Here is a 22,042-nt window from a genome sequence, read left to right as displayed (position 1 = left end):
TCACTCATCTGCGGCTTTTCGGTGATCCGGATGGCACCGGGCGGCTCTAGACTCGGGCGGTGTGACGGAAACGCGCACCGATCCGGAGGTCCGGCTCCCGCGGACGCAGAGCGGCGCCCAGCCGCAGCACCTGCTCCTCACGCTGCTGGGGGACTACTGGTACGAGCTGCACGACCACCTCCCGTCGGCGGCGCTCGTCGCGCTGCTCGGGGAGTTCGGCATCTCGCCCGCCGCCGCGCGGGCGGCGCTCAACCGGCTGGCGCGCCGGGGCGTGCTGGAGTCGTCCAGGACGGGCCGGCGGACCGGCTACGGCCTGTCGCGCCGCCTTCCCGCCGAGGTGCGGCTCGGCCACGCGTCGCGGAACGCGATCCTGTTCGGGGACGCCGCGCCGCCGTGGGACGGGCGGTGGCGCATGGTCGTCTTCTCGATGCCCGAGGACCGCCGGAACGCCCGGCGCGCGGTCCGCGCACGGCTGCGCTGGCTCGGCTTCGCGCCGCTGTTCGACGGGGTCTGGGTGTCGCCCCACGAGCGGGAGGAGGAGGCCGGGCGGTTCCTCGCCGAGCTGGGGATCGAGAGCTACGCCGTCATGACCGCCCAGGTCCCGCCGGGCGTCCCGCAGGGCGTCACCCCGGTGGACGCGTGGGACCTGGAACGCATCCGGTCGGCGTACGACGCGTTCATCACCGGTTGGGAGCCGCTCCTCGGCCGCGTACGGGACGGGGCCGTCGGCACGGCGGAGGCCCTCCCGGCCCGCACCGGGCTGATGTACGACTGGATCAGCTTCCCCGGCGTCGACCCGAGGCTGCCCGAGGAACTCCTCCCGGCCGGCTGGCCCCGCCGCCGCGCCCACGAGGTCTTCGCCGAGCTGTACGACTCGCTCGGCCCGCTCGCCGAGACCCGCGTCCGCCAGATCATCGCCCGCCACTCCCCTGAGCTGGCCCCCCTCGTCCGCCACCACACCCACAAGGGCCCCTGACCCGCCTGGCCATCCCGCGCGGCTTGACGAGTGCGGCGCCCGCCCGGGCCGCGGCGCCCGCCCGGGCCGTCAGGCCGGTCGTCTGACCAACCCGGGCAGGCCACGCGGCTTGACGAGTGCGACGTCCACCCAGGCCGGGCTGGGCGGACGGCTTCGCTTACGGGGTCGGTTCCTGGTGGGAGTCCGGCGGCGGCGGCCGGCGGTCGGGGACGTCGCGGGACTTCCACAGGGTGTTCAGGGCGGTGGCGGTCTCGTCGTCGGCGGGCAGGAACGCCTCCAGGCGCAGTTCGGCGACGGTGACGTCCACGGCGGTGCCGAACCGGGTCAGGGTGCTCAGGAGGCGCAGCTCGCCGTACGGGGACGCCAGCCGCAGCGGGACGGCGAAGCCCAGGTGGCCGGGGCCGGGGGCGGCGCGTTCGGGCAGGAGGGGTTCGAGTTCCGCGATCAGGTCCTGGAGCCGGTCGGTCGGGTTGCGGGCGGCCTCCAGGCGGAGGGCGTCGATGACGTGCCATGCCCATTCGTCCAGGTTGCGGATGCGCGGGGCCATGTCGCGCAGGAAGAGGCGGGCGACGTTGCCGGCGGGCAGGTCGCCGATCAGGAGGTCGAACGCGGCGTTGGACGCAACCCGGTCGGCGTGCCGGTCGATGATGACGGCCGGGTACGGGTTGTGCCCTCGCAGGACGTTCTCCAGCGCGGTACGGATCGCGTGGAGTTCATCGAGACCGGTCTCCGCATAGGCGGGGGCGTATCCGGCGGCGAGCAGGAGGGAGTTCCGTTCGCGCAGGGGGATCTCCAGGGATTCGGCGAGCCTCACGACCATCGCCCGTCCCGGCACGGAGCGGCCGCTCTCGATGAAGCTGACGTGCCGCTGGGTCGTGCCGGCGCGGAGGGCCAGTTCGAGCTGGCTGACGCGGCGCCGGCCGCGCCATTCACGCAGGGCCCCCGCGAACGCTTCTGTCGTCACGCGGACAGGTCTAACGCAGCGCGCGTGCCTCCGGCGATTCCTTGGAGGGAATTGTCCGCCCCTGCCCGGCGTCGCGAGGATCCCGCTCATGCAGACCAAGGAGATCGCGGAACGGTACGTGGCGGTGTGGAACGAGCCGGACGCGGAGGCGCGCAGGAAAAAGATCGCCGAGGTGTGGGCGGAGGACGGCGTGCAGCTGCTCTACCCGCCGCAGGAGGTACGGGAGGCCGCGGAACGGCTCGGCACGGCGGCGTCCCTGGAGGCGCGCGGGCACGCGGCGCTGGAGGAACGGGTGGCGCGGTCGTACGAGGAGTTCGTCGCCCCCGGCGGGTTCGCGTTCCGGGCCGGGGACGACGCGCAGCGGCTCGGTGACGTGGTGAAGTTCAGCTGGCACATGGTGAACGGCGCGGGCGAGCCGGCCGGCGGCGGCCTGGAGGTGGTCGTCCTGGACGCGGACGGCCGCATCCGCGAGGACTACCAGTTCATCTGACGGCGCGGCACCTGGCGGCGCGTCGCTTGAACGGCGCGGCGCCTGGCGGCGCGGAGCGGGCGCCCGGCCTGGTCGAGCGCCCGCAGGCGCCCCGCTCCGAGCGCGTTCCCCACCGGCGGGCCGCTAGGGACGGGGGTCGAAGAGGCTGCCGGGCCGTTCGCGGCCGGCGGGCGGCGGCGGCGCCTGGTCGTCGGGGCGCGGGGCGGGGCGGCGGAGGTCCTCGTCGCGCGGGTTGACGGCGATGATGGCGAGCAGCAGCATCGCGACCAGGCTGATCCCGACGATCAGCGGGCCGATCAGGTCGGCGACGCGGGCGCCGTCCACGCCGGCCATGTCCGGGTCGGGGTGCACGTCGACGGCGAGCATGCCCGTGTAGTGCATGCCGCTGACCGCGATGCCCATGATCAGTGAGGCGCCCACGGTCGCCCACATCCCGCGCACCCGGACGGCGAACCAGAGCGCCGCGGTCGCGGCCGCCACCGCGATCAGCACGGACGCGGCGACGGTCAGCGGCGCGTACCCGATGTGGCCGGACATGTTCATCGCCGCCATGCCGAGGTAGTGCATGGCGGCGACGCCGAGCCCGGCGAACACGCCGCCGGCCAGCAGCGCGCTCGTCCGGAAGCCGCCGTACCCGACGAGGAACAGCCCGGCGCCGACGACCAGGACGGCGACCAGGGCGCTGAGCAGCGTGAGCGCCACGTCGTAGCGGATCTCCATGCCGGAGACCCGGAAGCCCAGCATGGCGATGAAGTGCATCACCCAGATGCCGGTGCCGCCGATGGCCAGCGCGGCGACCCCCAGCCACTGCGCCCGCGACGACCCGGACGCGGTGCGGGCCCGGGCCATGCACAGCAGGCCGAGCAGCGCGCCGACGCACGACATCGCGTAGGCGAGTACGGGCGTCAGCGCCCCGTGCGAGAAATGATCAACCTGCCCCACGTCGTTCCCCCGTGTTTTCCCAGCGTGCGCGCGCACCACGGTGAGCGATGGTGCGGGATAACACATCTGACTACAGTTGTGGCATTGGTGCACTTTTTTGCCCGGATCCGGCCAGATTCTCCCGTCCAATGGAAAGGTGGGCGCCCGGATGGACCTGCGTGACGTGGTGATCCGCCTGGGCACGGCGGCGGACGCCGTACCGGCGGCGCGGCTGGTGTCCCTGGCCGACGTCGAGCGGCGCGGGGTCTCGCCCGAGGACGCGCGGGAGCGGGAACGGGCGCCCGCGCGGCTCACGGACGCCGCCACGTTCTTCTACGTCGGCGAGGCCGGCGGGGCAGGCGGCGACCTCGTCAGCGTCGCGGCGGGGATGGCCGGGCGTGCCGACGGCGGCGCGGGCGCGCCGATCCCCGGCCTGTGCCACATCACCATGGTCGCCGTGCGTCCGGGGTACTGGGGGCGCGGGCTCGGCAAGCAGGTGCTGAGGGCGGTCGTCACGGAGGCGCGCCGGCGCGGCTACGAGCGGGCGCAGCTGTTCACGCAGGCCGCCAATCACCGGGCGCGCGCCCTCTACGAGCGGCAGGGGTTCGTGCTCACCGGCCGGTCGGGCGTCGACGCGGTCGGGGACGAACTCGTCCACTACCTCCTCTCACCAGTGCGAGAGGACCAGGGCCTGCACGCCTAGCGTCACCGCGGCCTGGGCGGCGAGCCAGCCGCGGGCCGGCGGCGCGTGCCGGGCCGCGGCCAGGACGATCCACGCGGCGTACGGGATCCAGATGCGCTCGACCTCGCCCCTGGTCACGCCCGACAGGTCGAGCGCGGCGACGCCGACCAGCGCGGCCCCTACCAGCCAGCCCGTCGGGCGGTCGCGGGAGAGCGTTCCCGGCAGGGCGTGCGCGGTCGCCGGACCTACCAGCAGCGCCAGGACGGCGATGTTGGCGAACGCGAAGTACGCGTAGGAGCGCCGCGCCGAGCCGCGGCTGACGGCGTACGTCTCGTGGGTCGCCGCGACGCCGTCGAACCACCAGAACCCGCCGAGCGTGAAGGCCAGGGGGACGACGGCGGCGCAGCACAGGAGGACGGCGAGGAATCGGCGGCCGGGCCGGGTGAGCGCGACGACCGCCAGCGGGATCGCGAAGAGCGGCAGGAGCCCGTAGCTGAGGTACGGCAGCGCGCCGAGCAGCAGCCCTGCCGCCGCGGCGGCGGGGAGGCTGCCGCGCCTGGCCGTGAGCGCCGCCGCCCACGCCCCGACGCCCAGGAACAGGGCGTCCATGGAGGTGGCGATCCAGAGCGTGAGCGGCGCCAGTACCAGGAACGGCAGCGCGCGGCGCGCGGCCTCCTCGTCCGCGACGGAACGCACGGTCAGCGCGATGGCGACCACGGAGGACGTGCCGAGGGCGATGATGAGCGCGGCGGACCAGCCCGTACCGCGCAGCCCCGTTTCCTCCAGCGCCCACAGGACGAGCGTCGGCAGCGGCGGGTGCCCCCGTACATGGGTGGTGTAGCCGTGCAGTTCCTCGGTGAACGTGCGCAGCCACCCGAGAGGGTCGGCCCGTACGGCGTCCAGCCCGGCCGGGTATTCGGTGGGCGCGTCCAGGGGCCGCGGTAGGGAGTCGAGGCCGTCGCTCAGGGCGAGCACGACCGTCCAGAGAGTCGCGGCGCCCCACGACGCCAGCAGGAGCGGGCGCCAGCGCAGCCGCCGCGCGGCGCGGGGCAGTAGCGCCACGGCGGCGGCGGCCACGCAGGCGGCCGGAAGGATCTGCCAGGTCAGCACCCGGAACCGGGCGTGCAGCGGAGGAAGCTCGTCCTCGGTGGCCAGCCCGGCGCGGCGAAGCGCATCGCCGATGAGGAACGCCGCCCCCACCAGGAGCACCCAGACGGCCACTGCGGCTCGCCCCTTGTGGCGCGACCAGACCGATCGTCCGTGCTCACTCATCGGAGGACTTGCGCGGGCGGCGCAGGAGGCGCCGCAGGCGGCGGGCGAGGAGGGGGGAGAAGGTCAGCGCCGCGGTCACCGCCAGGACCAGCACGAGGTTGCGGCCGTACGGGAGAGGGAGCAGGGACGGGTTGTCGGCGCGTCTCCCCAGGCCGAGGACGAGCGGGAGCGCCACCAGCGTCACCGTCCCGCCGATCAGGAGCGCGGCCTGGACGCGGCGCCGGTACGCGGCGGGCAGGCGAGCGGTGAGGGCGCCCGCCAGGAGGACCGGCGGGACCAGCACGGCGTCGTGGACGATCGCCGCGCCGCCCAGCCACAGGGCCCACCCGGCGGGGTCGGAGCCGGTGGACGTGAGGATCCCCCACAGGCCCAGCGCGATGAGTGCGCCGCCCGCGGTGTAGGCCGTGAGGCGGGCCTTCATGCGATCACCAGGCGGTGGACCCATTTCGTCTGCTGGACGCCGGGGCGGTTCGGGGCGATGAGGCGGCACGGGTGGCCGTGGTCGAGGTCGAGGGGCGAGCCGTTCAGCCCGAGGGCCAGCAGGGTGAGGTGGTCGTGCCAGTGGGGCGGGGCGACCCAGGACGTCCGGTAGAGGCCGCCGCGTTCCATCGACTCGACCCGTACGCGGGCGCCCTCGGGGGCGCCGGCCGCCCGGAGGATGTCGCGGAGGCGCACGCCCTCCCAGGTGGCGTTCGCGCTCCAGCCCTCCACGCAGGCGATGGGGAGGCGTTCCGAGTGGAGCGGGAAGCGAGTGTGGAGGTCTTGCAGGGAGAGGGAGAGTTCCGCCTCCCCTCCTAGGACGTGCAGGCGCCAGGACGGGGCGACCCTGGTGATGCCCGCGGCCTGGGCCGTCTTGTTCACGGGGAGGGCCTGCGGTCCTACTCCTGGACGGCGCGGGGCCAGGACGGCGAGGCGGGCCAGAGGGGAGAAGGTCTCTCCGACGGTGGTGACCGTGACCGCTCCCCCTGCGGCGGCGACGGTCAGCAGGAAACGGCGCCTGCCGACGCCGTCCTCCGGGCGGGTCATGACCGTACGGCGGACCTTGGCCCATTCGTTGGCGATGTGGATGACCAGGGCGCCGATCAGGATGTAGGCCGTCCAGTAGTGGGCCGTGGGGAAGAAGAACGGGAACGGGTACCAGTAGGCGATGTTGAACAGCCCGGTGGCGAGCTGGAACAGGGACGCGCCCACGAGCACGAGGATGAGCGCCCGTTCGATCGCGTGCCCTGCGGAACGCACCGGCGGCCATCGCAGGAGCTTGGGGTAGACCGTCCACAGCTTGGCCAGGAGCAGGGGGACGGTCGCCAGGCCGCCGATGACGTGCAGCCCCTGGGTGACGCGGTAGAAGCCGACCGGACGGGACGGCCACTGCCACCAGTCCGGGGGATGCTGCATGAAGTGGCTGATGAGGCCGGTGACGAAGGCCGTGCCGAAGGAGAGGCCCAGCGCGATGCCGAGCCAGGCCGCGACGCGCTCGTCGTGCAGGGGGCTCGTGAAGCGGCCCGTCAGGGACTCAGGGCGACGAACCACCGGTCCGCCTCCTCCCAGATCTCGGTGACGGCGGCGCCGCAGCGGGCGGCGAGGCCGGCCATGTCGTCCGCGGACACCCGCGCCCAGGGGAACCACTCCCCGACGGCCTGCCCGGTACGGAGCCGGAGGCGTTCGGCGTACGAGCGCGTCCCCGGCCCCGTCACCTCGGCCAGGACGCGGCCGCCGGGCGCGAGCAGGCCGAGGACGCGGCGCAGCAGCGCGGCCGGGTCGCCGCCGATGCCGATGTTGCCGTCGGCGAGCAGGACGGTCGTCCAGATCCCGGCGCCGGGCACCGCGTCGAACACGTCGCGGCGCAGCGCCGGGCCGCCCGCGGCGACGGTGAGCGCGACCGCGTACGGCGCGACGTCGATGCCGAGGGCAAGCCGCCCGCGCTCGGTCAGCGCGACGGTGAGCCGGCCGGGACCGGAGCCGACGTCCAGCGTGGGGCCGCCGCAGCGGTCGAGCAGGGCGGAGTCGCCGGGCCGCAGCGCCAGCCACTCCTCCACCGGCAGCGGGCGGCGGCGGCCCGCGCCGTCCTCGACCTCAACGCCGCCGCGGCCCTCCAGGGCCCGCTCGTACAGGTCCCCGATCACGGCGCGGCCCCGGCGAGGACGGCGGCGGCGAAACGGCCGTGCGGGGCGAGCGCGGCGACCTCGGCCGCGTCGGCGGCGGTGTCGACGTCGGTCAGCCGCGGCAGCGTCGCCACGCCGAGCCCGGCGGCGCGCAGCCTGGCGAGCTGGATCCGGCCGGTGTCGGGGCGCGACATCGGCACGCCGCGCAGCAGGCCCGCGTCGGGGCGGGCGAGTCCGAGCAGCCAGAACCCGCCGTCGGCCGCCGGGCCGAAGACCGCGTCCGCCGTCCGCAGCGCGTGCCCGGCCCGTTCCAGGAGGGCGGGCGTGACCTGCGGGGTGTCCATGCCGATCAGCACGATCGGGCGGCCGCCGTACGCGTCGTCGAAGGCGTGCGCGAGGCGCTCGTCGAGGCCGCCGCCGCGCTGCGGGACCAGCCGCAGGCCGGGCGGCAGCCAGGACCCCGGCCGCCCCTGAAGGGCCAGGGTCCGGGCGCCGGCCGGGGTGGCGGCGACGGTGGCGAGGGTGTCGGCGAGGGCGGCCTCGGCCAGCCGGGCGGCCTCCGCGGCCGTGTAGTGCGGCATGAGGCGGGTCTTCACCCGGCCGGGGACGGGCTCCTTGGCGATCACGAGCAGGTCGGCGTTCACGGCGCGACCTCGGCGAGGACGCGGCGCATGTCGCGGACGGCACGGACGGTCCCGCCGACCGTTCCGGTGACCTTGGAACGGCCCACCCGGGGCCGGTACGCGACGTCCAGCTCGGTGATCCGCCAGCCGGCCGCGGCGGCCTTCAGCACCATTTCGAGGGGGTAGCCGAAGCGGCGGTCGGCCAGCCCCAGCGCGAGGAGGCCGTCCCGGCGCGCCGCCCGCATGGGGCCCAGGTCGTGCAGGACGGTGCGGGCCCGCCGGTTGAGCGAGCGCGCCAGTACGGAGTTGCCGACGCGGGCGTGCAGGGGCCAGGCGCCGCGGCCGTGCGGGCGGCGCCGCCCCAGCACGAGCGACGGCCCCTCTCCCAGCGCGTCGGCCAGGCGCGGCAGCTCGCCCGGGTCCAGGGAGGCGTCCGCGTCCATCACGCACACGATGTCGGCCGTGGCCGCCAGCAGCCCCGCATGGCAGGCGGCACCGAAACCGCGTTGCGGTGCCTGCACGACGTGCGCGCCGTAAGCGGACGCGACCGCCGCCGAGTCATCAGTGGACCCGTTGTCCACGACGATCGGGCGAAATCCATCGGGCATGCGTGCCAGCACCCACGGCAGCGCCTCCTCCTCGTTGAGGCAGGGCAGGATGACGTCAACCATCGGTCCCCGCCCCCACCGACGCGGTGGCGAACCCTGCCATCCCCTCCGCGAACGGCACTTCGGCCACGAAACCGAGCTCGTCCCGCGCGCGCTTGGGGCTCGCCACGATGTGCCGTACGTCGCCCAACCGGAACCCGCCGGTCACCTGCGGCGCGGGCCCGCCGTAGACGCCCGCCAGCGCTTCGGCCATGTCCGCGATGGAACGCGGCTCGCCGCTGGCGACGTTGTACGCCCGGAACCCGCCGCCGGCGCCCGCGTCCGGCAGGCGTTCCAGCGCCAGGACGTTCGCGCGCGCCACGTCGCGCACGTGCACGAAGTCGCGCCGCTGGCGCCCGTCCTCGTAGACGAGAGGCGCCTCGCCCCGCTCCAGGCGCGACCGGAACAGCGCGGCCACCCCCGCATAGGGCGTGTCCAGCGGCATCCGCGGCCCGTACACGTTGTGGTACCGCAGCGCCGCGACCGTCCCGCCGGTCATGCGCGCCCAGGACGCGGCGAGGTGCTCCTGCGCCAGCTTCGTGTCGGCGTACACGTTCCGCGGATCGGGAGCCGTCTCCTCCTGGACGGCACCGGGCTCCAGCGGCGCGCCGCACGCGGGGCAGCCGGGCTCGTACCGGCCGGCCAGCAGGTCGCCCTCCGCACGAGGCCCGGGCCGGACGGTGCCGTGCGCGCGGCACGTGTAGGCGCCCTCCCCGTACACCACCATCGAGGACGCCAGGACGAGCCGGCCGACGCGCGCCCGCGCCATCTCGGCCAGCAGCACCGCCGTGCCCTGGACGTTCGCGCTCGCGTAGGCGGGCAGGTCGAAGACGTCCACGCCGAGCCCGACCATCGCGGCCTGGTGGCAGACCGCGTCCACGCCGCGCAGCCCGCGCGCCACGGCGGCGGCGTCCCGCACGTCCCCGATCTCGCCGGTTCCCCCGGTTCCTCCGGTTCTCCCGGTTCCCCCGTCCGGGCGCAGATCGAGGCCGCGCACCTCGTGGCCGGCGGCCGCCAGGGCCTCGGCGATGTGCGAGCCGATGAATCCGGCCGAACCTGTGAGCAGCACTCGCATGCGACCGAACGTAGGCGCCGGGACGCCGCCCGGCCGCGCCCCGAGGGGTTCCGTACGGACCTCGTAAGATTTGCCGATGCCCGCCGTTCCCGCCGTCCCCGGCCTTCCGGACGCGTCGTACGACCACGACGGCCAGCTCACCAAGCGCGAGGTGCGCGCGATCACGCTGGCCCGCCTCGCGCCCGTTCCCGGGGAGCTGCTGTGGGACGTCGGCGCGGGCGCCGGCAGCGTCGCGATCGAGTGGATGCGCGCCCATCCGGAGTGCCGCGCGGTCGCGGTCGAGGACCGTCCCGAGCGCGCCCGGCGCATCACCGCGAACGCCGCCGCCCTCGGCGTCCCCGCCCTGGCCGTCGTGACCGGCCCGGCCCCGGCGGTGCTCGCCACCCTGGAGGGCCCGCCGGACGCGGTCTTCGTCGGCGGCGGCCTCACCGCCCCCGGCATGATCGCCACCTGCTGGGACGCGCTGCGCCCCGGCGGCCGGCTCGTCGCGAACACGGTCACGGTCGAGGGCGAGCGCACCGTCCTGGAGGCGCACGGCCGCCTGGGCGGCGACCTGGCCCGGATCGCCGTGGACCGGGCCGCGCCGCTGGGCGCCCTGACCACCTGGCGCCCGCAGATCCCCGTCCTCCAGTGGACGGCGACCAAGCCCGCCTGAAGGTCGACTCGTGGCGTGTCTCGCCTCCGGCGGGGCCGCCGGAGGCGAGACACGCCACGAGTCAACCCTTCAGGCGCGGCCCACTATCGTGCCGGCTCGGTCTATCACGACCACGTCGACGTTCACGGGGGCGCCGCGTAGGACGTCCACGGCCACGGCTCGGGCTCGTTCGGCTACCAGGTCGCCCAGTGGCAGGCCGGCGGCGGCGCAGACGCGCAGCGCCTCCAGTGCCGTGTTCGCGGTGCGGACCCGCGCGGCCGTCTCGGGATCGGCCGCGGCGACCAGGTCCGCCAGCAGGGCGAAGTCGACCTGGGAGCGTTTCGAGTGCAGGTCCAGATGGCCGGCCGCCAGCTTGGCGATCTTCCCGATGCCGCCCGCGATGGTGAGCCGCGGCACCGGATGGCGCCGCACGTACTTCAGCACCGCGCCCGCGAAGTCGCCCATGTCCAGCAGCGCGTCCTCCGGGAGCCCGTGCAGCTCGGCGACGGCCTTCTCGGACGTGCTGCCGGTCGCGCCCGCGACGTGCGTGCGCCCGGCGGCGCGGGCCACGTCCACGCCGCGCCGGATGCTGTCGATCCAGGCCGAGCAGGAGTACGGGACGACGACGCCGGTGGTGCCGAGGATCGACAGGCCGCCGAGGATGCCGAGCCGCGGGTTCCAGGTGTGCCGGGCCAGCTCCGCGCCGCCGTCCACGGAGATCTCCACGATCGCGTCGGCGTCCCCGAGCACCTCGCGCATCATCCGGCGGGGCACCGGGTTGATCGCCGGTTCGCCGACGTCCAGCGGGAGGCCGGGCTTGGTGACCGTGCCGACGCCCGGCCCGGCGCGGAAGACGACGCCCGTGCCCGGGGCGCCGAACCGGACGGTCGCGCGGACGAGGGCGCCGTGCGTGACGTCCGGGTCGTCGCCGGCGTCCTTGACGATCCCGGCCGTCGCGGCGCCGTCCGACAGCTCCTCCACGGCGAGCGCGAACGCGGGCGTCTGCCCCTTCGGCAGGGTGATCTCGACCGGATCGGGGAACTCGCCGGTCAGCAGCGCGCCGTACGCCGCCTTGGTCGCGGCGGTCGCGCACGCGCCGGTCGTCCAGCCGTACCGAAGAGAGCTCACGGCCCTACCTTGCACCCACCGCGCGTCCCGGCGGTGACCGGCCTACGCTGCTGCCGTGCGCGTCCTCCTGCTCAGCGGCACCGCCGAGGGGCGGCGGCTGGCCGCGGCGCTGGCCGGGCGGCCCGGGTTCGAGGCCGTCAGCTCGCTCGCCGGCCGTGTCGCGGCCCCGGCGGACCGTCCCGGTACGACCCGGATCGGCGGCTTCGGCGGCGCGGACGGGCTCGCCGGCTGGCTGGCGGCGGAACGGATCGGCGCGGTGGTCGACGCCACGCACCCGTTCGCCGCGCGGATCACCGGGTCGGCGGTGACCGCGGCGCGGCGGGCGGGCGTGCCGCTGCTGCTGCTCAGGCGCCCCGGCTGGACGGAGGGCCCGGGGGACGACTGGCGTCGCGTCCCGTCCCTGGAGGCGGCGGCCGGCGCCCTCCCCGGCGAACGGATCTTCCTGACGATCGGGCGCCAGGACCTCGCGGCGTTCGCCCGGGACGCGCGGCGCTGGTTCCTGGTCCGCGCGGTCGACCCGCCGGGGCCGCCGCTGCCGCCGCGCGGGCGGGTGGTGCTGGGGCGCGGGCCGTTCACCGTGGAGGGCGAGACGGCGCTGATGCGCGAGCACGCGATCGACGCCCTCGTCACCAAGGACGCCGGCGGCACGGCGACCGCGGCCAAGCTCACCGCGGCGCGCGGCCTGGGGCTCCCGGTGGTGATGGTCGATCGTCCTCCCGCGCCGGCCGGCGTACCGGCCGTGGGCACGGTGGAGGCGGCGCTCTCCTGGCTCGACCGGCTCGACCGGCTCGACCGGCCCGGAACGATCCATAAATAACGCCCTATTCACAGCAATGCGGGTAAGTCCGAATGGCCTAGCGAAACCGCCGCAAAGTGTGTATGACTTACGTCACCCTCCATCCTCTCCACCCTCTCCACCGACTCACCGACTCACCGAAATGAGGACGGCCGTGAGCGGACCTCATCAGGCCGGCGGCCCCTTCGGCCGGCCCGGCCGGGGGAAGGCGGCGGTGCTCGTACCGCTCGCGGGCGCGAGCGCGCTCACCGTCCTGCTCGGGATCGGCGTGTACGCGTTCGCGTCGTCCGGCGGCACCTGCTCGGGCGACAAGGTCATCACGCTGGACGTCGCCGTGGCGCCGGCCGTCGAGCCCGCGGTGAGCGGAGCGGCCGGGCGCTTCAACGCCGACCGCAACCCGGTGAGCCTGGGCACGGGCGCCGCGACTCCCGAGGCCGGGCTCCAGCAGCGGATCGGGCGGGGCGGCGCGCGGTGCGCCAAGGCCGTGGTGCGCAAGGCCGACCCGGCCGCGATGGCGGCGCTGCTGGGCGGGCAGAGCGCCGGCCGGACCGACCGGGTGCCGGACGTGTGGATCCCCGACTCCTCGTCGTGGATCGCGATGGCGGGCCGCGGCCGGCAGCCCGTCAAGATCGAGACGACCCGCACCTCGGTGGCGCGCAGCCCGATCGTGGTGGCGCTGCCCCGAACGCTGGCCACCTCGCTCAAGGAACGCGGCATCACCGCCGCGCCGTCCTGGGACAACCTGCTCCAGGCCGCCGGCGGCACGGCGGGCGGCGCGGTGACCAAGAACCAGATGATCCCGCCCGGCACCGTACGGCTGCTGACGCCCGACCCGGCCCGCGACGCCACCGGGATGAACGCGCTGATCGTCACCAGCATCCTGCTGGCGAACGACCCCAACAAGGAGTCCATCTTCACCGGGATCGTCCGCACCGTCCGGGAGAGCGTCCAGCCGACCGTGCAGGCACAGTTCGCCCGGTTCCGCCCGCAGAAGTCGGGCAAGCGGCCGATCGCGCTGGCCTCCGAGCAGGCGGTGTGGGCGTTCAACCGCACCGGCCCGGCCGAGCCGGCGGTCGCGCTGTACCCGCAGGAGGGCTCGCTCTCCCTCGACCATCCGGTCGCCATCACCACCACCGACACGGCCCGGCGGAACGCGGCGCGGATGCTGGAGACCGCGCTCGCCGCCGAGGAGACCCGCACCGCCGTACGCGGGCTGGGTTTCCGCACGCCGGACGGGAAGGCGCCGGACTCGTTCGGCACGGCGACCGGCGTGAGCCCGCAGCGCCCGCGCGAGCTGCCCGCGCCCAGGCCCGCCGCGGTGCGGGAGGTCATGCAGGCGTGGTCGCGGCTGTCGCTCGGCATCAGGATGCTCACGCTGGTCGACATCTCCGGCACGATGGTCGAGCCGATCGCCCCCGGCACGACCCGGCTGCAGGCGACCGCGCGGACCGCGCAGGGCGGGCTCAGCATGATGGCGAACGACACCGAGCTGGGCGTGTGGGAGTTCTCCACCAAGCTGCGCGGGAACCAGGACTGGCGGGAGCTGGTCTCGGTCGGCCCGCTCGGCGAGCGGATCGGCTCCGCGACGCGCCGGCAGCTCGTCCTGTCCACGCTCGGCGCGCTGAAGCCGAAGGTCACCGGCGACACCGGGCTGTACGAGACGCTGACCGCCGCGTACCGGGAGATGACCCGGACCTACAAGCCGGAGTTCGGCAACACCGTGCTGCTCTTCACCGACGGCAAGGGCAACGACGACCCGGGCGGGCCGTCGCTGCGCGCGACGCTGGCGGAGCTGCGCGATATCGGCGACCCGCGGCGGCCGGTACAGGTGATCATGATCGGGGTCGGCCGGAACGTGGACACCCGCGAGCTGAAGCGCATCGCGGAGGTCACCCCCGGCGGGGTGTACGTCGCCGAGAGCCCCGACCAGATCGTCAAGATCTTCCTCCAGGCGCTGTCGAACCGCATCGGCGGCTGACCCTTCTCCTGGTGATCCTCCCATCGCTCGCCGTAACGGGCGATTACACCGATGTGCGGGCGCGCGGCGCGTTTCACCATTGCCGACGTCGATAACCGCGGAGGCGGTGCCGTACCCCCGACGATCCGACGGCGCGGCCTCCCATCCCGAACAGGAGTGCGTCGGCATGCAGTCCCGCAGCATCACCCCCGGCGAAGCCCCGTCCCTCAGACCGGGCTCGTACGCCCACCGCCGCCGCCGCGGCGGCCGGATCGCGGCCAAGGCGGTCCTCGCTCTCGCCTTGGCCGGCGGCACCCTGGCCGCCGTCCCCGCCACCGCGCAGGCCGCTCCCGCGGCCCCGGCGGTGCGCGCCGCCAACCCGTACGAGCGCGGCCCGGCCCCGACCGAGGCCAGCATCGAGGCGGCGCGCGGCCCGTTCGCGACCGCCCAGACGAGCGTGTCCTCGCTGAGCGTCACCGGCTTCGGCGGCGGAACGATCTACTACCCGACCAGCACCAGCGAGGGGACGTTCGGCGCGGTCGCGGTCGCGCCGGGCTTCACCGCCGACCAGTCGAGCATGGCCTGGTACGGTCCGCGGCTGGCCTCGCAGGGCTTCGTGATCTTCACGATCGACACCAACAGCCGGTACGACCAGCCCGCCAGCCGCGGCGACCAGCTGGCCGCCGCGCTCGACTACCTGACCCAGCGCAGCTCGGTGCGCAGCCGGATCGACGCGACCCGGCTCGGCGTGATGGGCCACTCGATGGGCGGCGGCGGTTCGCTGGAGGTCTCCAACGACCGGCCGAACCTCCAGGCATCGATCCCGCTCACCCCGTGGAACCTGACGAAGAGCTGGTCCCGGATCCAGGTCCCGACCATGATCATCGGCGCCCAGAACGACTCGGTCGCGTCGGTGACCTCGCACTCCGAGCCGTTCTACAACAGCATCCCGGCGAGCGCGGAGAAGGCGTACCTGGAGCTGGCCGGCGCCAGCCACTTCGCGCCCAACACCTCCAACACCACGATCGCGAAGTACAGCATCTCGTGGCTCAAGCGCTTCATCGACAACGACACCCGCTACGAGCAGTTCATCTGCCCGCCGCCCACCGGTGAGCGGGAGATCTCCGAGTACCGCAACACCTGCCCCAGCTCGTAGCCGCACGGAACGACCCGAAGGCGGCCGCGCGACGCGCGGCCGCCTTCGGCCTTTCCGGACGGTCCGGGCGAGCCGTGGATCAGCCGTCGAGGCCGGGGCCCGGAGTGGAGTCCAGCAGCCGGACGGCGCTCAGCGCCAGCACGACCTCGGCCAGGTCGTTCGGCCGGGCCAGCTGGCGGCCGGTGAGCTGCTCGACGCGGCGCAGCCGGTTGAGCACCGTGTTGTGGTGGCAGTACAGCTTCGCGGCGGCGCGGGCGGCCGAGCCGTCGCACGCCAGCCAGGTGGTGAGCGTCGACAGCAGGACGTCGCGGTACGCGGGGTCGATCTCGTACAGCGGGCCCAGCACGGTACGGCCCAGCCGGCCGGCCAGCCGGGGCTGGGAGACCACCAGCGCGCTCGGCAGCCGGCGGTCGAGCAGCGCGATCTCGGGCTCGGCGGACCAGCAGGTGCGCAGCGCCAGCTCGGCCAGCCAGCGGGCGGTGCCCAGCTCGGCGAGCGTGAAGACGACCGGGCTGACGCCGGCGTGCGCGCGCACGTGCGGGCGCAGCGTCTCTATCAGCTCGTCCAGGCTCGCGCCGCCCAGCGCCACCAGGGCGACCTGCGTGTCGGCGCGCATCCGCCAGATGAAGCGGATCGCGCCGGCCGTGGACCCCGACGCGGCGCCGGTGCCGTCGCCGAGCGGGCCGCCCGCGCCGCCGGGCCGGTCGGGCATCTCGGACTGGCCGAGGACCACGACCGCGTACCGGCCCTGCTCGGGCAGCCCGAGCACCTCGCCGGCGGTGGCCAGCAGGCCGCCGTCGACGCCGTGCCCTTCCAGCAGCGCGTCCACGACCGCCTGCACCCGCTCCTCGCTGCGGCGCAGCAGGTCGTACTCGGTGCGGTGGTACGCGGCCGCGGCCGTGCTGGACTGCTCGTCGATGGTGTACCAGGTGCGGGTGGCGTGCCGGACGAGCGTCGGCACGTGCGCGGGCTCGTCCTGGCTGACCGCCTCCACGACGGCCTCCCAGAACACCATGCCCGCCAGCCGGTACGAGCGCAGCAGCTGGTCGAGGGGCTGGCCCTGCTCGGCGCGGCGGCGGCCGAGCCGTTCCGCCCACTCCAGGTCGGTCCGGCCGCGGCCGGGGTCCAGGATGGCCTCCATGCCGTGGCCCAGCCCGACATGGCAGACCTGCCACAGGTCGTCGCGCAGGCCGGACGGGCGCTCCCAGTCCTCGCCGCGCAGGATCTCGGCCACCAGCCGGTCGGCCAGGTCGGGGAGCCGGTCGGACAGCCGCGCGACCGCCTTGCGCAGGATCGCGGCTCCGGACCGGTCCGGCGACGACGTCGTGATCGCCACACGCACCTCCTCCCCTCGGGGTGGCGCCATGGTGCCATCGGGGTGCGGCGCCTGACCAGACGCGTACCGCTCACAACGCGCGGATTGTGGTCCCTCACAATCCGCGGGGCCGCACGTTGCGTCGCCTCCCTCAATTAGAACGTCGCTCTAGACCGGCCTTCCGGCCGCGTGCTGATGTTTGGCTCCCCCGACTGCCCAGAGGGGCCAAAGGAGGCAAAAGGTGCGCGTTCAGCGACGCGGGCGCGGAAGGGCTCTCGCATGAGCCCCCCGGCACTGACCGTGACCGATCTGACGGTCGACTACGGCCCGGTGCGGGCCCTGCGCGAGGTCTCCCTCACGGTGCCCGAGGCCGGCTTCGCCGCCGTTCTCGGCAGCAACGGGGCCGGCAAGTCCACGCTGCTGCGCGCCGTCTCCGGCGTGCTCCCGTATCACGGCGGAACGGTACGGTCCGGCGCGGTCACCGCGGCCGGCACGGCCCTGCACGGCCGCCGCGCGGACCAGATCGTCCGGCAGGGCGTCGTCCAGGTCCCCGAGGGCCGCGAGGTGTTCGCCCGGATGTCGGTCGCCGACAACCTGCGCGCGGGCGCGCTCGGCGCCCGCGACCGCAGGTCCGTCGCCGCCGCCCGGGAGCGGGTGCTGCGGCTGTTCCCGGTGCTGGCCGAGCGGGAGAAGCAGCGCGCCGGGCTGCTGTCGGGCGGGGAGCAGCAGATGCTCGCGATCGGCCGCGCGCTGATGGCCGAGCCGCGCCTGCTCCTCCTGGACGAGCCGTCCCTCGGCCTCGCCCCCATCATGATCGGCCGGATCGCCGAGACGATCCGCGCGATCAACGGCGAGGGCATCGCGGTGCTCCTCATCGAGCAGAACGCGACGCTCGCGCTCCAGCTGGCCTCGTACGCCTACGTGCTGGAGGTCGGCGCCGTCGCGCTGGAGGGGCCGGCCGCCGAGCTGGCCGCGTCCGCCGAGATCAGGGACCGCTACCTGGGCGTCTCCCAGGAGGCCACCGAGGACGAGATCGCGGCGGCCGGGCCGGCGCGCACGCTCGCGAGGTGGTCCGGATGACCGACGCCGTCCGGACGGACGTCCGGTCCAACGGTCGGCGGGCCGGCGGCGAGACCGCCGAGCAGGCCGTCCCGGAGCTCACCGTCAGCGGCCTCACCGTGAAGTTCGCGGGGCTGACCGCGCTCGACTCGGTCGACTTCACCGTCGCGCCCGGCAGCCTGCACGCGCTGATCGGTCCCAACGGGGCGGGCAAGTCCACCTGCTTCAACGTGCTGTCGGGCGTGTACCGGGCCACAACGGGCAGCGTCCGGCTCGGCGGCGCCGAGCTGACCGCGCTCAGCCCGCACCGGATCGCCGCGCTCGGCGTCGCCCGCACGTTCCAGAACATCGCGCTGTCGCCGCGGCTCAGCACCGCCGACAACCTCATGCTCGGCCGGCACCGGCTCACCCGTACCGGGTTCGTGTCGGCCGGCCTGCGGCTGCCCGCCGGGCGCCGCGAGGAGCGCCGGCACCGGGAGCGGGTCCGGGAGATCGCCGAGTTCGTCGGGATCGAGGCGTACCTGGCCACCCCGGCCGGCCTCCTCCCGTACGGCGTGCAGAAGCGGGTCGAGCTGGCCCGCGCGCTGTGCCTGGAGCCCCGGCTGCTGCTCCTGGACGAGCCCGTCGCCGGGATGAACGGCGGCGAGCGGCGCCAGATGGCCGCGCTGCTCCGCCAGGTCAGGACCGGCCTCGGGCTGTCGATCCTGCTGGTCGAGCACGACATGGACATGGTCGCGCGGCTGGCCGACGAGGTCACCGTCCTCGACTTCGGCAAGCGCATCGCCACCGGCCCGCCCGCCGAGATCCAGCGCGACCCCGAGGTCATCCGCGCCTACCTCGGCACCAGCGCCGCCGACCAGCCCGCCCCGGCCGAGGCCGAGGCCGGCGACGACGAGAAGAACGAGGGGAGGGACCGGTGACCGCGTTCGCAGAGGTCCTGGTGAACGGGCTGTCCAGCGGGGCGGTCTACGCGCTCATCGCGCTGGGCTTCGTGATCATCTTCAAGGCCACCGAGGTCATCAACTTCGCGCACCCGTCGCTGCTGCTGGCCGGCGGGTACGTGATCGCGGAGCTGCACGACGACATCGGCTTCCCGGCCGCGGTGCTGGCCGGGATCGCCACCACCGCCGTGCTCGCCGCGCTGGTGGAGGTGCTCATCCTGCGCCGGCTCAAGGCGAGCGCGGCGGGCGGGCACTCCACGCTCAGCATCGTCACGATCGGCGTCGACATCATCCTCACCGTCGAGCTGACCCGGCGGATCGGCACCAAGGTGATGCCGCTCGGCGACCCGTGGGGCGACCGCGTGGTGGAGATCGGCGGCGTCACGATCGCGCAGACCCGCATCGCGGCGATCATCGTCGCGGTCGTCGCGATCACCGCGTTCCTGCTGGCGTTCAAGTACACCTCGTGGGGCGTGGCGATGCGGGCCACCGCCGAACGGCGCGAGACGGCGGCGCTGATGGGCGTGCGGCTCGGCCGGGTCTCCGCGGGCGCGTGGGCGGTGGCCGGGGCGTTCGCCGCGCTCGCCGCGCTGTTCCTGTGCGTGTTCCCGACGCCGGGGCTGGACCGTACGACGTCGTTCGCCGCGCTGAAGGCGCTGCCGGCGGCGGTCATCGGCGGGGTCGACTCGACCACCGGCGCCCTGGTCGGCGGGCTGCTGATCGGGATCACGGAGTCGGCGGTGGTCGGCTACCAGAACGACTTCTCCATCCTCGGCGGCGGTTTCGCCGAGGTCGCCCCGTACCTGCTGATGACCGTGGTGCTGCTGGCCCGGCCGGCGGGGCTGTTCGGGACGCGGGAGGCCGCCCGTGTCTGACAAGCGCCTGTTCGGTCGGATCCGCCTTCCCGCCGCCCTGCTCGGCGCCGGGCTCGCCGGGCTGATCGTCCTCCCCTTCTACGCGGGCTCGTTCTGGCTCCAGGCCGGGCTGTTCGCGATGTCCGCCGCCGTCGGCGCGATCGGCCTGAACGTGCTGACCGGCGCGGCCGGGCAGCTGTCCATCGGGCACGCGTTCTTCCTCGCGATCGGCGCGTACTCCTACGTCTGGCTGGCCGCCGAGCCGGAGACGGTGTCCGGCCACCACCTGACCGGCATGGGGCTGCCCACCGCGCTCGCCGCGCTCGTCGCGGTCGCCGTCGCCGGGATCGCCGGCGGGATCTGCGCGCCGCTGGCCGGGCGGCTCAAGGGCGCCTCGCTGGGCGTCGCCACGCTCGCGCTGGTCTTCATCGGCCAGCACGTGCTGTTCCGCGCGGAGCCGGTCACCGGCGGTGTGAACGGGCGGTCGGTGCCGCCGCTGGAGCTGTTCGGCCTCCGGTTCACCGACACGCCCGAGCAGCTGATGATCCTCGGCATCCCGTTCGGCGGGCTGGAGAAGCTCTGGTACCTGGGCCTGGCGGTGCTGGTCGCGGCCGCCTGGTTCGCCCGCGGCGTGCTGCGCTCGCGGCCCGGCCGCGCGCTCAACACCCTGCGCGACCACGAGATCGCGGCCGGTGCGCTCGGCGTGCCGGTCAGCCGCTACCGGGCGGGCGCGTTCGTGCTCTCGTCCATGTACGCGGGGCTGGCCGGGGTGCTGCTCGCCCTGGTCTTCCAGCGCACCGTGCCCGACTACTTCGGGCTCGCGCTGGCGCTGGACTACCTCGCGATGATCGTCATCGGCGGGCTGGGATCGGTCGGCGGCGCCGTGCTCGGCGCGGTGTTCGTCTCCATCCTGCCGCCGCTGCTGACCCGCTACGGCGGCAGCCTGCCGATGGTGGCCGAGCCGGGCGCCGCGTCCGGCCTGGCGCCCGCCGAGGCGGCCCGGCTGGTGTACGGCGCCGTGTTCGTCGCCGTGCTGCTGTTCCTGCCCCGCGGCCTGCTCGGCCTGTTCACCCGCTCCCACCGGGTCCGCCGTACCCGCCGTACCGCCGCCGCGCCCGGTCGCGGCGGCGCCAAGAGCCCCGCCATCGTCCAGGAACCTGAGGAGCAGAAGGCATGAACGCACCGATGTACCGGCGCCGGGCCACCGCCGTCGCCGCCGCGGCCCTGTCGCTGACCGTCGCCGCCGGCGCCGCCGGATGCAGCGGCAAGTCCGCCGGCGGCGGCGACTCCGGCGGCGTGAAGACCGGCCCCGGCGTCACCAAGGACAAGATCACCGTGGCGGCGCTGACCGACATGACCGGCCCGTACGCGGCGCTCGGCAAGGGCGTCACCCAGGCCCAGAAGCTCTACTACGACCAGCTCAACGCGGCCGGCGGCGTCTGCGGCCGCAAGGTCGAGCTGCTCGTCCGCGACCACGGCTACGACGTCCAGAAGGCGCTGGCGGCCTACAGCGAGATCGGCCCGCGCTCGGCCGCGATCCCACAGGTCATCGGTTCGCCGGTGACGATGGCGCTGAAGCAGCGGCTGGAGAACGACCACATGCTGACCATCCCGCAGGCGTGGTCGCACACCCTGCTCGGCAGCAAGTACATCCAGATGTCCGGCACCACCTACGACGTCGACATCCTCAACGGCGTCGACTACCTGACCCGCACGCAGGGGCTCAAGAAGGGCGACAAGGTCGGCCACCTGTTCCTGGAGGGCGACTACGGCCAGAGCGCGCTCGCCGGCGCCAAGTACGCGGCCGGCAAGCTCGGGCTCAGCCTGGTCGAGCAGCAGGTCAAGGCCACCGACGCCGACATGACCGCGCAGGTCGGCGCGTTCAAGAAGGCGGGCGTCAAGGCGATCCTGGTCAGCGTCAGCCCCAAGCAGGCCGCCTCGCTGGTCGGCGTGGCCGCCGCGGCGAAGCTGGACGTGCCGTTCGCGGCCAGCAACTCCGCGTTCGCGCAGCAGCTGCTGGCCACGCCGGTCGCCCCGGCGCTGCAGAAGGACTACTACGTCATCACGGCCGCGCCGCCGTTCAGCGCCGACACCCCGGCGATGAAGAAGCTCGCGGGCGAGTACCAGATGGCGTACAAGGGCCAGCCGCTCGACTCCTCGGTCTACTCCGGCTACACCACCGCCGCGATCGTCGGCGAGGCGCTCAAGAAGGCGTGCGCGAACAAGGACCTGAGCCGGGACGGCATCGTCAACGCGCACCGTTCCAGCAAGGCGTTCGAGCTGGGCTTCGGCGGCGCGCCGATGGACTTCAGCCAGTGGACGAAGCCCGCCGCCCGGGCCAGCTACGTCGTCAAGCCCGACAAGGGCTCGGTCGGCGGCACCAAGCTGGTGGAGGAGGCCAAGGAGTCCGAGCTGGTCAAGGGATACTCCGCCCCGGCCGGCGGCTGACC

At 74.6% G+C, this 22,042-nt stretch carries 23 protein-coding genes; 12 read left to right on the top strand and 11 right to left on the bottom strand.

What is annotated here, in order from left to right; all coding sequences use genetic code 11:
• The first annotated feature begins 61 nt into the window (after nt 1-61).
• Complete coding sequence (locus tag ACA361_RS29685; RefSeq protein ID WP_375017360.1) at nt 62-976, top strand: PaaX family transcriptional regulator C-terminal domain-containing protein; 915 nt, start codon at nt 62-64, stop codon at nt 974-976.
• 157 nt (nt 977-1,133) lie between these two features.
• Here ACA361_RS29685 and ACA361_RS29680 read toward each other — a convergent pair whose 3' ends face one another.
• Complete coding sequence (locus ACA361_RS29680) at nt 1,134-1,940, bottom strand: helix-turn-helix domain-containing protein (protein ID WP_375017358.1); 807 nt, start codon at nt 1,938-1,940, stop codon at nt 1,134-1,136.
• A gap of 88 nt (nt 1,941-2,028) precedes the next feature.
• Between ACA361_RS29680 and ACA361_RS29675 the strand changes: the two genes are divergently transcribed.
• Complete coding sequence (locus ACA361_RS29675; protein WP_375017356.1) at nt 2,029-2,430, top strand: hypothetical protein; 402 nt, start codon at nt 2,029-2,031, stop codon at nt 2,428-2,430.
• Nucleotides 2,431-2,553: 123 nt separating this feature from the next.
• Here ACA361_RS29675 and ACA361_RS29670 read toward each other — a convergent pair whose 3' ends face one another.
• Complete coding sequence (locus tag ACA361_RS29670; protein WP_375017354.1) at nt 2,554-3,372, bottom strand: MHYT domain-containing protein; 819 nt, start codon at nt 3,370-3,372, stop codon at nt 2,554-2,556.
• Nucleotides 3,373-3,520: 148 nt separating this feature from the next.
• Between ACA361_RS29670 and ACA361_RS29665 the strand changes: the two genes are divergently transcribed.
• Complete coding sequence (locus ACA361_RS29665) at nt 3,521-4,054, top strand: GNAT family N-acetyltransferase (RefSeq protein WP_375017352.1); 534 nt, start codon at nt 3,521-3,523, stop codon at nt 4,052-4,054.
• Here ACA361_RS29665 and ACA361_RS29660 read toward each other — a convergent pair.
• The 7 genes from ACA361_RS29660 to ACA361_RS29630 are packed head-to-tail and all read right to left on the bottom strand — an operon-like array spanning nt 4,019 to nt 9,752.
• Entirely contained in the window at nt 4,019-5,254 is a 1,236-nt protein-coding gene (locus tag ACA361_RS29660) for a hypothetical protein (protein WP_375017350.1), read from the bottom strand. The genes ACA361_RS29665 and ACA361_RS29660 overlap by 36 nt on opposite strands.
• Before the next feature lie 43 nt (nt 5,255-5,297).
• Nucleotides 5,298-5,726 (bottom strand): hypothetical protein, encoded by a 429-nt coding sequence (locus ACA361_RS29655; protein ID WP_375017348.1) that lies wholly within the window; start codon nt 5,724-5,726, stop codon nt 5,298-5,300.
• Nucleotides 5,723-6,835 (bottom strand): molybdopterin-dependent oxidoreductase, encoded by a 1,113-nt coding sequence (locus ACA361_RS29650; protein ID WP_375017346.1) that lies wholly within the window; start codon nt 6,833-6,835, stop codon nt 5,723-5,725. The genes ACA361_RS29655 and ACA361_RS29650 overlap by 4 nt, the downstream gene beginning before the upstream one ends.
• Nucleotides 6,811-7,428, bottom strand: coding sequence for an SAM-dependent methyltransferase (locus tag ACA361_RS29645; protein WP_375017344.1), 618 nt, complete (start codon nt 7,426-7,428; stop codon nt 6,811-6,813). The genes ACA361_RS29650 and ACA361_RS29645 overlap by 25 nt, the downstream gene beginning before the upstream one ends.
• Complete coding sequence (locus ACA361_RS29640; protein WP_375017342.1) at nt 7,425-8,051, bottom strand: TIGR04282 family arsenosugar biosynthesis glycosyltransferase; 627 nt, start codon at nt 8,049-8,051, stop codon at nt 7,425-7,427. The genes ACA361_RS29645 and ACA361_RS29640 overlap by 4 nt, the downstream gene beginning before the upstream one ends.
• A complete protein-coding gene (locus ACA361_RS29635) occupies nt 8,048-8,701 on the bottom strand; it encodes a glycosyltransferase family 2 protein (RefSeq protein WP_375017340.1) in 654 nt (217 codons plus the stop codon). Before ACA361_RS29635 ends, ACA361_RS29640 begins: the two co-directional genes overlap by 4 nt.
• A complete protein-coding gene (locus ACA361_RS29630; protein ID WP_375017338.1) occupies nt 8,694-9,752 on the bottom strand; it encodes an NAD-dependent epimerase/dehydratase family protein in 1,059 nt (352 codons plus the stop codon). Before ACA361_RS29630 ends, ACA361_RS29635 begins: the two co-directional genes overlap by 8 nt.
• A gap of 76 nt (nt 9,753-9,828) precedes the next feature.
• On the opposite strand from ACA361_RS29630, the gene cbiT reads away from it, so the two are divergent.
• Nucleotides 9,829-10,407 (top strand): precorrin-6Y C5,15-methyltransferase (decarboxylating) subunit CbiT, encoded by a 579-nt coding sequence (cbiT, locus tag ACA361_RS29625; protein ID WP_375017336.1) that lies wholly within the window; start codon nt 9,829-9,831, stop codon nt 10,405-10,407.
• Nucleotides 10,408-10,476: 69 nt separating this feature from the next.
• Here cbiT and ACA361_RS29620 read toward each other — a convergent pair whose 3' ends face one another.
• Entirely contained in the window at nt 10,477-11,514 is a 1,038-nt protein-coding gene (locus ACA361_RS29620) for a cobalt-precorrin-5B (C(1))-methyltransferase (protein ID WP_375017334.1), read from the bottom strand.
• 55 nt (nt 11,515-11,569) lie between these two features.
• Here ACA361_RS29620 and ACA361_RS29615 point away from each other — a divergent pair, with 55 nt between their 5' ends.
• The 3 genes from ACA361_RS29615 to ACA361_RS29605 all read left to right on the top strand — a co-directional run bounded on the left by ACA361_RS29615 (nt 11,570) and on the right by ACA361_RS29605 (nt 15,423).
• The gene (locus ACA361_RS29615) at nt 11,570-12,331 is read left to right on the top strand and encodes a cobalt-precorrin-6A reductase (protein ID WP_375017332.1); all 762 of its coding nucleotides are present in this window, start codon (nt 11,570-11,572) and stop codon (nt 12,329-12,331) included.
• A 133-nt stretch (nt 12,332-12,464) separates the two neighbouring features.
• Complete coding sequence (locus ACA361_RS29610; RefSeq protein ID WP_375017330.1) at nt 12,465-14,288, top strand: substrate-binding domain-containing protein; 1,824 nt, start codon at nt 12,465-12,467, stop codon at nt 14,286-14,288.
• 166 nt (nt 14,289-14,454) lie between these two features.
• Nucleotides 14,455-15,423 (top strand): alpha/beta hydrolase, encoded by a 969-nt coding sequence (locus ACA361_RS29605; protein WP_375017329.1) that lies wholly within the window; start codon nt 14,455-14,457, stop codon nt 15,421-15,423.
• 79 nt (nt 15,424-15,502) lie between these two features.
• Here ACA361_RS29605 and ACA361_RS29600 read toward each other — a convergent pair whose 3' ends face one another.
• Entirely contained in the window at nt 15,503-16,759 is a 1,257-nt protein-coding gene (locus tag ACA361_RS29600) for a PucR family transcriptional regulator (RefSeq protein WP_375017327.1), read from the bottom strand.
• A gap of 258 nt (nt 16,760-17,017) precedes the next feature.
• Between ACA361_RS29600 and ACA361_RS29595 the strand changes: the two genes are divergently transcribed.
• Genes ACA361_RS29595 through ACA361_RS29575 form a run of 5 tightly spaced genes read left to right on the top strand, consistent with a single transcriptional unit; the run spans nt 17,018 to nt 22,040 of the window.
• Nucleotides 17,018-17,818, top strand: coding sequence for an ABC transporter ATP-binding protein (locus ACA361_RS29595; RefSeq protein WP_375017325.1), 801 nt, complete (start codon nt 17,018-17,020; stop codon nt 17,816-17,818).
• Nucleotides 17,815-18,717, top strand: coding sequence for an ABC transporter ATP-binding protein (locus ACA361_RS29590; protein WP_375017323.1), 903 nt, complete (start codon nt 17,815-17,817; stop codon nt 18,715-18,717). The genes ACA361_RS29595 and ACA361_RS29590 overlap by 4 nt, the downstream gene beginning before the upstream one ends.
• A complete protein-coding gene (locus ACA361_RS29585; RefSeq protein WP_375017321.1) occupies nt 18,714-19,613 on the top strand; it encodes a branched-chain amino acid ABC transporter permease in 900 nt (299 codons plus the stop codon). Before ACA361_RS29590 ends, ACA361_RS29585 begins: the two co-directional genes overlap by 4 nt.
• Nucleotides 19,606-20,769, top strand: coding sequence for a branched-chain amino acid ABC transporter permease (locus tag ACA361_RS29580; protein WP_375017319.1), 1,164 nt, complete (start codon nt 19,606-19,608; stop codon nt 20,767-20,769). Before ACA361_RS29585 ends, ACA361_RS29580 begins: the two co-directional genes overlap by 8 nt.
• Complete coding sequence (locus ACA361_RS29575; protein WP_375017317.1) at nt 20,766-22,040, top strand: ABC transporter substrate-binding protein; 1,275 nt, start codon at nt 20,766-20,768, stop codon at nt 22,038-22,040. Before ACA361_RS29580 ends, ACA361_RS29575 begins: the two co-directional genes overlap by 4 nt.
• Nucleotides 22,041-22,042: the final 2 nt, after the last annotated feature.

Source organism: Actinomadura sp. 21ATH (assembly GCF_041951345.1).
Taxonomy (GTDB): domain Bacteria; phylum Actinomycetota; class Actinomycetes; order Streptosporangiales; family Streptosporangiaceae; genus Spirillospora.
Note: the sequence above shows the minus strand (reverse complement) of the source record. Positions and strands in the feature narration are given on the sequence as shown.